This is a genomic window from Variovorax sp. MSC1_012 (assembly GCF_023667525.1).
GTDB classification, from domain to species: Bacteria; Pseudomonadota; Gammaproteobacteria; order Burkholderiales; family Burkholderiaceae_C; genus Variovorax; species Variovorax beijingensis_B.
This window is the reverse complement of sequence record NZ_CM174443.1, coordinates 58,982-71,808: the sequence shown is the minus strand read 5'-3', so window position 1 is coordinate 71,808 and position 12,827 is coordinate 58,982. Positions and strand designations below refer to the sequence as shown.

Annotated in this window: 17 protein-coding genes; 8 read left to right on the top strand and 9 right to left on the bottom strand. The window is 67.0% G+C overall.

All coding sequences use genetic code 11. The features are described from left to right. Positions 1 to 34: 34 nt before the first annotated feature. Positions 35 to 793, top strand: coding sequence for a molybdopterin-synthase adenylyltransferase MoeB (locus tag L1081_RS00370; protein ID WP_489414676.1), 759 nt, complete (start codon positions 35 to 37; stop codon positions 791 to 793). A 15-nt stretch (positions 794 to 808) separates the two neighbouring features. Here L1081_RS00370 and L1081_RS00365 read toward each other — a convergent pair whose 3' ends face one another. Continuing rightward, a complete protein-coding gene (locus L1081_RS00365; protein WP_489414675.1) occupies positions 809 to 2,818 on the bottom strand; it encodes an AsmA family protein in 2,010 nt (669 codons plus the stop codon). Between the two features lie 233 nt (positions 2,819 to 3,051). Here L1081_RS00365 and L1081_RS00360 point away from each other — a divergent pair, with 233 nt between their 5' ends. Further along, complete coding sequence (locus L1081_RS00360) at positions 3,052 to 3,465, top strand: response regulator (protein ID WP_489414674.1); 414 nt, start codon at positions 3,052 to 3,054, stop codon at positions 3,463 to 3,465. A gap of 28 nt (positions 3,466 to 3,493) precedes the next feature. On the opposite strand, the gene L1081_RS00355 is transcribed toward L1081_RS00360, so the two are convergent. Then, positions 3,494 to 4,126: a response regulator gene (locus tag L1081_RS00355; RefSeq protein WP_007837167.1), complete on the bottom strand. Its 633-nt coding sequence runs from the start codon at positions 4,124 to 4,126 to the stop codon at positions 3,494 to 3,496. Between the two features lie 131 nt (positions 4,127 to 4,257). Here L1081_RS00355 and L1081_RS00350 point away from each other — a divergent pair, with 131 nt between their 5' ends. From L1081_RS00350 to L1081_RS00325, 6 genes are all read left to right on the top strand, one after another. Next, entirely contained in the window at positions 4,258 to 5,577 is a 1,320-nt protein-coding gene (locus tag L1081_RS00350) for a CHASE3 domain-containing protein (RefSeq protein WP_489414673.1), read from the top strand. A 191-nt stretch (positions 5,578 to 5,768) separates the two neighbouring features. After that, on the top strand, positions 5,769 to 5,933 hold the full coding sequence (locus L1081_RS00345; RefSeq protein ID WP_015866884.1) for a DUF1328 domain-containing protein: 165 nt from the start codon (positions 5,769 to 5,771) through the stop codon (positions 5,931 to 5,933). A gap of 53 nt (positions 5,934 to 5,986) precedes the next feature. Then, a complete protein-coding gene (locus L1081_RS00340) occupies positions 5,987 to 6,361 on the top strand; it encodes a hypothetical protein (protein WP_319427390.1) in 375 nt (124 codons plus the stop codon). A gap of 47 nt (positions 6,362 to 6,408) precedes the next feature. Further along, positions 6,409 to 6,792 carry a TMEM134/230 family protein gene (locus tag L1081_RS00335; protein ID WP_018906413.1) on the top strand — a complete coding sequence of 128 codons (384 nt, stop codon included), beginning with the start codon at positions 6,409 to 6,411 and terminating at the stop codon, positions 6,790 to 6,792. Next, on the top strand, positions 6,779 to 7,276 hold the full coding sequence (locus tag L1081_RS00330; protein WP_489414672.1) for a hypothetical protein: 498 nt from the start codon (positions 6,779 to 6,781) through the stop codon (positions 7,274 to 7,276). Before L1081_RS00335 ends, L1081_RS00330 begins: the two co-directional genes overlap by 14 nt. Continuing rightward, positions 7,273 to 7,833, top strand: coding sequence for a ferritin-like domain-containing protein (locus L1081_RS00325; protein ID WP_489414671.1), 561 nt, complete (start codon positions 7,273 to 7,275; stop codon positions 7,831 to 7,833). The genes L1081_RS00330 and L1081_RS00325 overlap by 4 nt, the downstream gene beginning before the upstream one ends. A gap of 84 nt (positions 7,834 to 7,917) precedes the next feature. Here the strand turns inward: L1081_RS00325 and L1081_RS00320 are convergent, their stop codons facing one another. From L1081_RS00320 to nudB, 7 genes are all read right to left on the bottom strand, one after another. Next, on the bottom strand, positions 7,918 to 8,418 hold the full coding sequence (locus L1081_RS00320) for a BON domain-containing protein (protein ID WP_489414670.1): 501 nt from the start codon (positions 8,416 to 8,418) through the stop codon (positions 7,918 to 7,920). A gap of 127 nt (positions 8,419 to 8,545) precedes the next feature. Beyond that, complete coding sequence (locus L1081_RS00315) at positions 8,546 to 9,388, bottom strand: DUF429 domain-containing protein (protein ID WP_489414669.1); 843 nt, start codon at positions 9,386 to 9,388, stop codon at positions 8,546 to 8,548. 5 nt (positions 9,389 to 9,393) lie between these two features. Further along, entirely contained in the window at positions 9,394 to 10,275 is an 882-nt protein-coding gene (locus L1081_RS00310) for an EamA family transporter (protein WP_489414668.1), read from the bottom strand. 16 nt (positions 10,276 to 10,291) lie between these two features. Continuing rightward, a complete protein-coding gene (locus tag L1081_RS00305) occupies positions 10,292 to 10,714 on the bottom strand; it encodes a BLUF domain-containing protein (RefSeq protein ID WP_489414667.1) in 423 nt (140 codons plus the stop codon). Between the two features lie 2 nt (positions 10,715 to 10,716). After that, positions 10,717 to 11,448, bottom strand: a complete 732-nt coding sequence (gene folE / locus L1081_RS00300; protein WP_489414666.1) for a GTP cyclohydrolase I — start codon at positions 11,446 to 11,448, stop codon at positions 10,717 to 10,719. Positions 11,449 to 11,512: 64 nt separating this feature from the next. Next, a complete protein-coding gene (locus L1081_RS00295) occupies positions 11,513 to 12,265 on the bottom strand; it encodes an endonuclease/exonuclease/phosphatase family protein (RefSeq protein WP_319427396.1) in 753 nt (250 codons plus the stop codon). Further along, positions 12,262 to 12,735, bottom strand: coding sequence for a dihydroneopterin triphosphate diphosphatase (gene nudB / locus L1081_RS00290; RefSeq protein ID WP_489414665.1), 474 nt, complete (start codon positions 12,733 to 12,735; stop codon positions 12,262 to 12,264). Before nudB ends, L1081_RS00295 begins: the two co-directional genes overlap by 4 nt. Positions 12,736 to 12,827: the final 92 nt, after the last annotated feature.

Here is a 12,827-nt window from a genome sequence, read left to right as displayed (position 1 = left end):
GTCGCTACCCAAGGTAGTGCGGGCCGAGGGGCGCATGGACGATCACGACCTGCTGCGCTACTCGCGCCACATTCTTCTCGAGGAGTTCGGCATCGACGGGCAGGCGCGCGTCGGTGCCGGCCATGCGCTGGTGATCGGCGCAGGCGGCCTGGGGTCTCCCGTGGCGCTGTATCTCGCGGCCGCCGGCGTCGGGCACATCACGCTGGTGGACGACGACGAGGTCGATCTCACCAACCTGCAGCGCCAGGTCGCCCATACGAACGCGCGCGTGGGCCGGCTCAAGGTCGAATCGGCCGCCGAGGCCATGCGCGACATCAACCCGGACATCGCCATCGAGACGCACGCCCAGCGTGCCGACGAGGCGCTGCTTTCACGCCTGGTCGAGGCCGCGGACGTGGTGGTCGACTGCTGCGACAACTTTGCCACCCGCCACGCGGTCAACCGCGCCTGCGTGGCGCATGGCAAGCCACTGGTGGCGGGCGCCGCCATCCGCTTCGACGGCCAGTTGAGCGTGTACGACACGCGCGACGAAGCCTCGCCCTGCTATGCCTGCATCTTTCCGCCCGACGCGGCCTTCGAGGAAACACTCTGCGCGGTGCTCGGCGTGTTCGGCCCGGTCGTCGGCACCATTGGCACGCTGCAGGCCAGCGAAGCGCTGAAGCTGCTCGCCGGCATCGGACCGTCGCTGGCCGGAAAGCTCCTGATGTTCGATGGGCGGCGCACCGCATTCGATACGCTGAAGATTGCACGCGATCCGCACTGCAGCGTGTGCGCGCAGCGTGGGGGCGCCTGAGCGGGCGCCGTTCAGTCAGGGCTTCTTCGCGCCTTTCGCCTTGGCCGCACCCGCGGCTGCCGCGCCGGCGCTGGGCTTTTGGGCCTCCGCCAGCACGCCCTTGCAATCCGCATCCTGGCCCGGACCGGTCTCGATGGTCGCGACCAGCGCCAGCAGCGGATTCAGCGCGCCGAGCACCAGTGCGGCCAGGCCGCGCTCGGCCAGCGGGCCGGCCTGCACGCCGCCGGAAGGCGCGCCGAAGCTGCCACCGATGACCAACGGCGAGCGCAGCGACAGGATGCTGGCGTCCTTGGGCTCGGGCCGGACCACGAAGTCGAGCTTTTCGGTCGCCAGGTTGGCCTGGCCGGTGGCGTAGAACACGGTGTCGGCCGTGTCGAGCACCATGCTGCGGCCGGTCATGACGCCCTTTTCGACGTCGAAGGCCATGGCGGCGCAGCGCAGCTCCACGTTCTGGTCGCCGCGCAGCAGGAACTTGATGATCTCGGCGCCATCCAGCCCCATGAACTCCAGCAGCAGGTTGCTGAACCGCCCCCGCCCCGTGAGCGCCGCCACGTCACCGGAGGCGCCGCCAAGCCAGCTGGCCACCGAGTTGCCCCGGCCCGACAGGTTGATGCGGCCATCGAGCCTGCTGAAGCTGCTGCGCATGGTTTCGATCTTCGGGACCAGACGGTTGAGCTGCACGTTGCGCAGGTCGAGCGAGGCACGAATGTCGGCCGGGTTCTGGGTGGCGTCGATGCGGATCGCGCCGGCCAGCTTGCCGCCGCCCACGCCCAGGTCGAGCGGGTCGAGCGCGAGCACGCCGTTGTTCAGCTTGATCTGCACGCTGCCGCGGTCGAGCGGCACGTTGCGCACGTTGCGGATGCGATCGGCCGCGTATTTCACGTCGGCGTTCATGGCGCGCAGGCGGTCGAAGTCGAGCGTGGCGCCGGGCAGCACCTTGGCACCCGCGGCGCGCTTCGCCTTGATGGTGGGCGGCGGCGCGACGCCCTCGACCGCCTTGGCCGAGCGCTCGGTGGGCGGCAGGCCGATGAGCGGGCCCAGGTCGTCCATGTCCATGACCTTGGAGCGCAGTTCCCCGGCCAGGTGCGGCACCTGGCCGGCCTTGTCGAAGCGCATGTCGCCGGCAATGTCCGAAAGGCCGAGCCTGCCCTTGAGTCCCGCCACTTCCCACAGCTTGCCGCGCTTGCGCAGGTCGCCGCTCAGTGCATAGGGAGAGGTTTCGGGCAGCGCGATGCCCAGCAGCGGAAACAGGGCGCCTAGCGTCTGGCCCTTGAGATCGAACCTGGCCTCGATGCCGTCGAGGTCGGCAAAGTCGGTCACGGTGCCCGAGGCCTTCAGCCGCGTCTGGCCGGCCGCGGCATCGACCTCCAGCGGAAACGGCGGCTGGCCGGCCGCCTTGAGCTGCAGCACGTTGCCGGTGCGGCCCTCCGCGCTCAGCGGCTGGCCCTTGTAGCGGCCCTTGATGCGAAAGCTCAGGGGAAGCGTGCCGCGGCTGGTGTCGTAGTTCACGTCCGCATGCAGGTCCACCCCCAGGTGCGTGGCCAGAAAGTCGACCACGCCGCCGTCCACCTGCATCAGGCCGATGACGGGCACGGTGCCGGGATCCGAGGTGTCCTTGCCGAGCGCCCAGGTGCGGCGGCCGTCCGGCTCCATTTGCAGGCCCAGCGTGGGCGAGGAAAGCGCCAGGCGCGGGATCACGACCTTCTGCGTGATGAGGGGCCAGAGCCGGATGTCGAACTCGGCGCGCTCGGCCTTGACCAGGTAGGGGTCGCGGGCCCAGGACGGATTGGCAAATTCGATGCCGTCGGCCTTGACGGTGGCGCCGCGCAGGCCGATGCCCACGTCGAGCCGGCGCGTGATCTCGAACTTGCGCCCGGTCTTCTCGCTGACGTAGCGATTGACCGGTTCGCGCAAGGTGTCCCATGGGAAGAACGCCAGCAACACCGCCAGTGCGGCAAGCAGCAGCACGAAAGCCGCAAGCAGCTTGAGCCAGAGCGGCCGGTTGCGAAGGACGTTCGTTGCCATGCCAACTGGATATATCCGATGCAGCGCATCGCAGGTCGGCAACGAACCGCAGAAACCGTGAGGCATTGCCTACGGAACGGCCTCGCCAGCACCTTCGTCAGAACCCGCCTACAACACCCTTCCTCCGAACCTTGCATGATGCTCGTCGGCGGCGCCTCAAATTTCCGGTGTGCAGGCATTCGCCAGCGGGGCGTCGAAGACACCTGCCAACGTCAGAGGAAGCGCGGTTCGGCATGGAGACAAGATTGCAGACATACATCGTCGAAGACAACCTCACGATCCGTGAAAACCTCATTGGCACCCTGGAAGAACTTACCTGCACGACGGTGGTCGGCTTTGCCGAAACCGAAGCCCATGCAAGGCAATGGCTGCACGACCACAGCGAAGAGTGGGACTTGGCGGTGGTCGATCTCTTCCTCAAGCAAGGCAGCGGCCTGGGCGTGCTGCAGGCCTGCACCTCGCGGCGGGCGAACCAGAAGGTGGTGGTGCTCAGCAACTATGCGACGCCCGACATCCGGCGGCGATGCGCCGAGTTCGGCGTGGATGCGGTGTTCGACAAGTCGAACGAGATCGACGCGCTGGTCGACTTCTGCATCCTGGAGGCGGTGGCTCACCGCCCCATCAGCGGCACCGGTGGCACCGGCTGAAGAAAAAGCCGGCAGCCGGCTGCCGCCGTCAATCGATCAGCTTGTTCTTCAGCGCGTAGTACGTGAGGTCGCTGTTGGAGGACAGGTTCATCTTCTCCATCAGGCGCGTGCGGTAGGTGCTGACGGTCTTCACCGACAGCGACAGCGTCTTGGCGATGTCGCCCGCGGTCTCGCCCTTGGCGAGCTTCAGGAACACCTGGAATTCTCTTTCCGACAACTGCTCGTGCGGTGCCGCGTCGTCCTTGCGGTCGAGCTGGCGCGCCAGCAATTCCGCGACGGCCGGCGTGATGTAGCGGCGGCCGAGCGAGATGGTGCGGATGGCGTTGACGATCTCGATCGGATCGCACTCCTTGTTGAGGTACCCGCTCGCACCCTGGCGGATGAGATTCATCGCGTAGTGCTCTTCGGGATAGCCGCTCAGGATGAGGATGCCCACGTCCGGCGCCTTGGCACGGATCATGGCGAGCGCGTCGATGCCGCTCTGCCCCGGCATGGAAAGATCCATCACCAGCACGTCGAGTTCCGTGGTGCGCACGAGCTCGATGGCCTCGCGCCCGCTGGCGGCTTCGCCGGCCACGCGCAAGTCCACGTGTTCGGAGAAGAACTGCCTCAAGCCGGATCTCACGATGGCGTGGTCGTCCACAATTCCAATTTTGATCATCTGTTACTTTCTTCGTTGTGTCGCGTCTGTGGAAGCCGCGGCATGCCGGTCCCCTGGTTGTTGTCAATTATTCACGAACTTGTGTTGAAAGCACCTTCGAAAGTTTCATGCATTGGTTAGCCCCTCCAAAAATGGCCGTGAGTCTGCTGCTCGCGGCGCTGGCTGCGCTGGCCCTCGTCGGCATCAACGAGGCCGGATACCGCCAATCGAGCCGCGCTCTGGCAGACATCGACGCGGCGCTGAAAGTGCGCGGTACGCTCAACCAGATCCTGCAGAACATGCTCGATGCCGAAACCGGCCAGCGAGGCTATCTCCTGACCGGTGAAGCCAGCTACCGGCAACCCTACGACACAGCGGTCAATCAGGTCGACGGCCATCTTGCGGCGTTACGCCAACTGTACGCCGAACGCCCGGTCGAGCGCACGCGGCTGGCGGAGCTTTCGAAACACGTCCTGCGCAAGATCGCTGAAATGGACATGAGCGTGCGGCTGCGGCAGGACGGCAAGGACGAGGCCTGGAAATTCGTCATCACGACGGACGTGGGGCGCGAGGAAATGGATTCCATTCGCAAGACCGCCGGCGAATTGGCGGAGATCAGCAACCAGACCCTGCACCAGAGCCAGATCCAGGTGATGAAGTCGCTGCGGCTCGCGCGCATCGGTACCGCCATTGTCGCGCTTGCCGCGTTCCTGGCCTTCTTCCTGTACCTGCGGCAGGCGCACGCGCTGCGCACCATCGGAGAGCGCCAGCAGGAAACACTGCAGCGCGAGCGCAATGCGCTCGAAGACGAGGTGCGCGAGCGCACCGCATCGCTGGCCGAACTGGCCACGCATCTGCAGGACGTGCGCGAAACCGAGCGCGGCTATCTCGCGCGGGAGCTGCACGACGAGCTCGGCTCGCTGCTGACCGCCGCCAAGCTGGATGTGGCCCGCCTCAAGTCGCGGCTGCTGGAGGCGCCTGATGCCACCCAGCGGCTGCAGCACCTGACCGAGCTGCTCAACAGCGGCATCGCGCTCAAGCGGCGCATCATCGAGGATCTACGGCCATCGTCGCTGTCGAACCTCGGGCTGGTCGCGTCGCTCGAGATCCTCGGGCGCGAGTTCGCCGAGCGCTCGGGCATCCAGGTCCAGATGGCGCTCGAACCGGTAGTCATGGACGAGTCGCGACAGCTCACGATCTACCGCATGGTGCAGGAGAGCCTGACCAACATCGGCAAGTACGCCGATGCCAGCGAAGCGACGATCGTGCTGAAGAACTACGAGAACCACGCGGTCGTGGAAGTGGCCGACAACGGAAAGGGCTTCGACCCACAGCGCATCCGTCCGTCGACGCACGGCCTGGCCGGCATGCGCCACCGCGTCGAGGCGGCCCGGGGCAAGCTCACGATCTCTTCGACGCCGGGCCGCGGAACCCGCGTGAGCGCGATGCTGCCCATCGCGAAGCCGCTCTGAGCGCTTGCCGGCGCCCCTGCGGTATTTCTGCACGGATCGGCGCGCAAGGAACTCGGCCATCTCCTACGCTCCGCGCGCCCAGCCGCTGACAGCCCCTCGCAGGGGGGTCCACTTAAGGTTGCCGACGTGCCGTTCATTTCCTCTTGGACGAGCAATTTCACAACAACGAGCAAAGCCTCGAAGGAGTCCACATGTTGTATTACGCAGTGGTGTTTCTGGTCATCGCGCTGATTGCCGCCGTGTTCGGCTTCGGCGGCATTGCGGCCAGCGCGGTAGGGATCGCCAAGATCCTTTTCGTGATCTTCGCCGTGCTTGCCATTGCCAGTTTCCTGGCCGGCTTGCTACGACGCAAGTAGCGTAGGTACGATCCACAGGCTCCCGCAATTCATCCCCCCGGAAAGGAAAATTCATGAACACGACCAAGACTCCCTCGCAAGTTGCCGACGAGGCCCGCCAGACCGCCAACGATGCGGTGGAAACGACCCGGGCCTATGCACAGAACGCGGTGAATGCGGCCGGCGAGAAGGTCCGCGAATTGCGCCGCGACGCGGAACCCGCGGTCGAACAACTGGCCGCACGCGTGCAGCAGGCAGTGCAGCGCGGCCTCGATGCCGCCTCCACCACCAGCGCGCGCGCACAGCGCCGGCTGGAACAGGCGGCCGACGTCACCGGACGCTATATCTCCGACCAGCCCGTGCGCTCCGTGCTGATCGCCGCCGCAGCCGGCGCCGCAATCACCGCCCTCATCGTGCTGGCCAGCCGCAACCGCCGGGACGACTATTGATTTGATCCGCTGAAGGCACGCACGCAGTTCCACCCGTTCCGCGCACCATGCTTCATCCGATTTTTTCCACGGTGCTCGGGCATCCGGAACTCATCGCCGACCACGCCGCCAACTACGCGGCACTGGTAAGACAGGAGGCCTCGGAAGCGGGGCGCGGGATCGTTGCCCGCATCGTGGCCGGCGTGCTGGCGGTCGGCAGCGCCCTGCTGGCCCTGGGGCTCATCGGCGTGGCCGTGCTGATGGGCGTGCTCCACGGCAGCTTCCACTGGGTGCTGGTGGCGGTGCCCGGCGTTGCGCTGGTGATCGCCGCGATCTGCGCCTGGATGGCCGCCCGGCCGTTCCCCGGCTATGGATTCGACGATCTGCGCGCCCAGGTCGATGCCGACCTGAGGGCGCTGCACGAAGCAGGAGTTCGCCATGGACGGCACTGAGCGCAGCTTCCTGACGCCACAGGAGCGGCTGGCCATCTCGCGCCGTGCGCTCGTCAGGCAATTGAATGGCGAGGACGAGCCGGAGGACGACGGCGGTCGCGGCAAGCGCCGCGCAGCACAGGAACGTCCGGAAGCAATGCACGCCACCGGCGAAGCGGGGGACCACCGGCGAGCCTCGTCGACGCGCGGCCGCAACCAGTGGGTCTCGATGGCACGCAGCATGACCGAGCGCTGGTGGCGCCGCCATCCGGCCCATGCGGTGGGCCAGCTCGCCCGCCCCCTGCTCGAACACTATACCCGCAAGGAGCCCGCCAAGCTCATGGCGCTGGCGGCCGCCACGGGGGCGGTGATCGTGCTGACAAAGCCGTGGCGCCTGCTCTCCTTCACGGCGGTGCTGGCGGCTGTGCTCAAGACATCCGACGTGGCTGACGTCGTCAACACGTTGATGCAGAAAAACACCAGCCCACGAAAGGATTCTCCATGAATGCCAATGCTTCCACCGCCACGGGCGCGGCACAACATCAGCGCCTGGTGCTCGACGAGCAGGCCATCGGCGCCGCCGCCAAGAGCCTCGACGAAGGCGCGGTCACGCCGAGCTACGGCCCCTGGCGCGACGATGTACTCAAGCTGCTGAACGACGCGCTGGCCACCGAACTGGTTTGCGTGCTGCGCTACAAGCGCCACTATTTCACCGCCAACGGCGTGTCGTCGCCCAAGATCGCCGAGGAATTCCTGGTGCACGCCAACGCGGAGTCGGCCCATGCCGACCGCATCGCGGAACGCATCGTGCAACTGGGCGGGGAGCCGGACTTCGCGCCGACGCACCTGCTCGACCGCAGCCACGCGAGCTACGACGAATCCACCGACCTGCAGGCCATGGTGCGCGCCAATCTCGTGGCCGAGCGCATTGCCGTGGAAACGTACCGGCAGATGATCGCGCTGATCGGCGACAAGGATCCGACCACCCGGCGCATGCTGGAAGACATCCTTTCCGACGAGGAAGAGCACGCGGACGAGCTCAAGGACTGGCTCAGCCACTGAAGCGCGGTCTCTGGGGCAGAAAGCAGCCCTCTCTCCCAGCAAAAAGCCCGGACGAACCGGGCTTTTTGCTGGGCAAGCGAAAGGTCAGCTTCTGACCTCGAGCTGGTTGTTCACCGAGGTCACACCTTGCACGCCCTTGGCGATTTCCTCGGCGCGCGCCTTGGCGGCCGCCGTGGGTGCGGGGCCCTTCAGGCTCACGACGCCGCCCTTGGTGTCGACGTCGATCTTGATCGCGCTCAGGTCCGGATCCTTGGCAAGGCCCGCGGACACCGACGAGGTGATCGCGGCATCGTCCACCGTGGCACTCACGGCCGCGCCGGCACTCTTCGCGGCGTCCTTCACCTCGGCGGCGGTGCCGGAGGCGTCGATCTTCGCCTTCGCGTCCTTCAGGGCTTCCGCGGTCTTGGCGGCGGCGGTGTCCGCCGCCTTTTCGGTCTTTTCGATGGCGCTGTCCAGCTTCTCGCCCGCGGTGCGGTTGCCTGCGTCATCGCACGCGGCGAGGGTCAGCGCGGTACCGGCCAGCAGCACGGTGAGCCATGCGCGCGAAGGCGGCATGGCGATGGTTGTTCGACGAATATTGTTCATTTGAAATCCTCCAGTCGCTCGCAGGGAGCAGGAAAAGGCGTGGTCCGAAGGGACCACGGCTCACTCTAGCTTTCGGATCGAACCGGCAGGGATGGCCGTCGGCGCGAAACCCTGTAGGACGGAAGGGTCAAGCCGTGACGATCCAGCCTTCGAGCGGATCAAACCGCTCCGGCAAGCCGTAGCCCGGACCGGGCGTGGAAGCGCGCTGCGCGCTCCAGGCGGCCTGCACGAGGCAAAGCACCGCATCGATGTGGTCGCCGCGGGCATCGCCGAGCAGCTCGGCGCGCTGAGCGCCGCTGAGCGCCAGCCGCAGGCCGAGCCGCGTGGTGCCGGCTTCGAGCGCCGCGAGCAGGTCGGTGCGCGCGGCCAGCCGCTCGGGCGTCTGCTTTGCGGATTCGTCGTTCTTGTAGCTGCGGCGGCCGATCAGCTCGCGCGCGAGCAGCCCCGGATAGGCCTCGAGTGCCACGCGGCTGCCGTTGCTGCCGACGTGCAGCCCCGGCAGGCTCGCGCCCGCATCCAAGAGCGGCGGCACGCCCGCATGGAGCATGAAAGCCACGGGCGGATTGACCCATTTCATCGACGTGCTCGAACCCGCAGGTCCGTCGGTCGCCCGGTGTGCAAACTTGCCTCCGACCGGGCGGGCGGCGCAGAAGGCCGCGAAGGTGGCGCGGATCTCAGCGCGGCTCAGGCTCGCATAGTGGCTCATGAGCGCATTCCATTCCCGCGGCCAATGCAGATGCTCCGCCAGCTCGCGCGGAAGCCCGAACGGAAAATCGAAACCGCCGATCCATGCGGGTTCGCTGCGCAGCCACGCGGCCCAGGCATCGAGCGCCGTGAAGCGCTGCAGGCCGACCAGCACCAGTTCGCCCGCATCGCCGATGCTGCCTGCACGGCCGGCAGCCACGACGATCGGCTTGCGCGCCGTGGGTGCGCAAGAGAAATCGCAGCCGAACAGCAGCGCCGGGCTCATCGTCCTCACCCCAGCGCGAGCGCCACCACGCCGGCCGCGATGAAGCCGGCGCCCAGCAGCCGCAGCAGGCGGTCGCCCTCGCGCAGCAGATGGCCACCGATCAGCGCAGCGAACAGCATCGAGACTTCGCGCGCCGGCGCGACGTGGGAAATGGGCGCCTGCTGCACCGCGTAGAGCACCAGCACGTAGGAAACCGGGCTGATCGCCGCCACCAGCAGTGCGTACTTCCACTGCGCGCGCCACATCCGCGCGGTGGCGGCGCGGTCGTGCAGCGCCGCGGGCAGCAGCAGCCCCACGCGCACGAAGTTGCTGAAGTAGTCGAGCAGGATCGGCGACATCGCCAGGAACTTCACGGCATAGCTGTCGGCCACCGTGTAGGCCGCGATGAAGGCGCCGGTCAGCACGCCGTAGCGGATGCCCTTGTGCACCCGCGCGCGCTGAGCAGGGTCATGCGTCTTGCGCCAGAGGCCCGGGCCGCCCGCCACCAGGAACACGCCGAGCACCACGCCGGCGATGCCCGCCACGCCCACCAGGCTGATGCGCTCGCCAAGGAACAGGATCGCGATCAGCGACGACAGCAGCGGGCCCGAGCCGCGCGCGAGCGGATAGACCACCGTGAGGTCGGACTTGCGGTAGCCGCGCAGCAGGATGACGTAGTAGAAGACGTGCAGCACGCCGCTCAGCGCGACGAAGCCCCACTCCCGCAAGCCCCAGCCCGGCACCACGCGCCAGCCCAGCGCGATGCCCACGGGCGCCCACACAATGGCCATGAACACGCCGCTCTGGAACGCGAAGCGCGCATCGCCGTTCGCCTTCTTGGCGGCGATGTTCCAGCTGGCATGAATGATCCCGGCGAGCAGGATCAGAGCGAAGGCGGAAAGCGGCACCCCGGAAAAACGGGGTTCAGTGGCGCCCGACGATGGCGGCGGTGGCCATCAATTCTTCGAGCAGCGCGAGCGAGACCTTGCCCGACACCGCGTAAGGATTCAGCTCGGGCTTTTCCGAGTACTTGAGCAGCGTCGAAGCATTGAGCTTGGAGAGGTTGACCTGCCCCATGGTCCAGCCGCCGAAGCGGCGCTCGGAGATTTCCTCGTAGTGCAGCAGCACCACGTCCTTGTGGCGCGCATCGCGCTGGATGTGACCGTAGAGCTCGCTGATGGCCATGCGCCCGCCTTCGATGGCCTGCAGGAAGGTGCCCGCGCCATAGCAAAGAATGCCGGTGATGCCGCAGGCTGTGTTGTGCGCGCGCGATTGCGCGAGGATGGCTTCGACGGCCTCGGGGCTGGTATCGACGGCGCGGCTGGCGTAGAGAAGTCGGACCAGCATGTTCAGCTCCGTCTCGGCAAAAGGGAAAGGAATTCGCGGCGCAGGCTCGGGTCCTTCAGGAACACGCCGCGCATGACGGAGTTGATCATCTTGCTGTCCATTTCCTTCACGCCGCGCCAGGCCATGCAGAAATGCTCGGCTTCCATCACGAGCGCAAGGCCGTCGGGCTGCGTCTTTTCCTGGATCAGGTCGGCCAGCTGCACCACCGCCTCTTCCTGGATCTGGGGCCGGCCCATCACCCATTCGGCAAGGCGCGCGTACTTCGACAGGCCGATGACGTTGGTGTGCTCGTTGGGCATGATGCCGATCCACAGCTTGCCGATGATCGGACAGAAGTGGTGCGAGCAGGCGCTGCGCACGGTGATCGGGCCGACGATCATCAGCTCGTTCAGGTGCTCGGCGTTCGGGAATTCGGTGAGCGAAGGCGGCGCCACGTAGCGGCCCTTGAACACTTCGTTCAGGTACATCTTGGCCACGCGGCGCGCGGTGTTGCCGGTGTTGTGATCGTTCTCGAGGTCGATCACCAGGCTCTCGAGCACGCCCTTCATCTTGACCTCGACCTCGTCGAGCAAGGCTTCGAGCTCGCCGGGTTCGATGAACTCGGCGATGTTGTCGTTGGCATTGAAGCGCTTGCGCGCGGCGGCCAGCCGCTCGCGGATCTTCACCGAGACGGGCGTGCCCTCGTCGTCGTTGTTGCCGTCAGGGCGCGGTTCCACGTCGGTTTTCCTCAGCATCCGCGCATGGTATCAGCGAACGCATTCCAGCCGGGGCCGGCGGGGAACACTGCGCAAGCGCCATTCATGCCAGCGCAAAATCGGCCACCAGCGGCAGGTGGTCGGACATGCGCGCCCAGATCGGGCCGCGCGGCACCGAGCAGGCCACCGGCTCGAGCTGGCGCCCGTAGACGAAATCGAGCTGCGCCACCGGCAGGCGCGAAGGGTAAGTGAGCGTTCGCGGCCCGCGCAGGTCGCTGGTGTCGCGCAGGCCCATGGCGTTCATGGCGTAGCGCATGCGTGCGCCCCAGTCGTTGAAGTCGCCGGCAACGACCACCGCCTCGCCGGCCGGCACCTCGCGTTCGATGAACTCGCGCAGCCGCGCAACCTGCCGCACGCGGCTGCCCTTGATGAGCCCCAGGTGCACCACGATGGCATGCACCGGCCGCCCCTCCACCTCGATGACGACGTGCAGCAGGCCGCGCTGCTCGAAGCGGTGGTCGGAGATGTCCTGGTGGCCGGTGCGGATCACCGGCCAGCGGGTCAGGAGCGCATTGCCGTGCTCGCCGTGGCGCGTGATGGCGTTGGTTTCGTAGACGGCGGTATAGCCCTCGGGCGCGAGGAAGTCGGCCTGCGGAAGCTCGGGCCAGCGCTCGAAGCGAAGCGCCGCCTGCCGGTTCATCTTGCGCACCTCCTGCAGGCAGACGATGTCGGCATCGAGCTGCTCGATGGCATGCCCCAGGTTGTGGATCTCCAGGCGCCGGGCCAGCCCGATGCCCTGCACACCCTTGTGGATGTTGTAGGTGGCGACCCGAAGGTTGTATGCCGGGAGGTTCATCGTGCAAATTCTGGCAGCAACAGAATGGCTTCGGCGTTCGACGGGGAAAAGCAGGCATCGGCCGCTTCGCGGTAGGGCAGCCACTTCCAGTGGGTGTGCTCGCGCGGCGCCAGCGTGGGCACCACGCGCTCGGGCACGCACAGGCCGAACAGGTGCTCGGTGTTGTGCGTCACGCCGGGCGCATAGCGCGAGCGCCAGCGCGGATAGATCTCGTAGACGTTGCGCAGCTGCCAGTCGACCAGCTGCGATGCGAGCGGGCTGCCCTCCCCGCACTGGATGCCGGTTTCCTCGGCCACCTCGCGCGCCGCGGTGAGCGCCAGCGGCTCGTCGGCCAAGTCCTTGCTGCCGGTGACGGACTGCCAGAAGTCCTCGGCATCGGCGCGGCGGATCAGCAGCACCTCGAGCGCCCGCGTATGGATGACGACCAGCACCGACTCCGGAATCTTCCAGGGCCGAGAACCAGTCGTCATCGGAGACGCTCAGTTTTCTTCGCGGAACACCGAGGAACCGGCTTCGCCGGGCCTCTGGTGTTGCCCCCGGTAGGGGGTTGGCGAAGCGACAC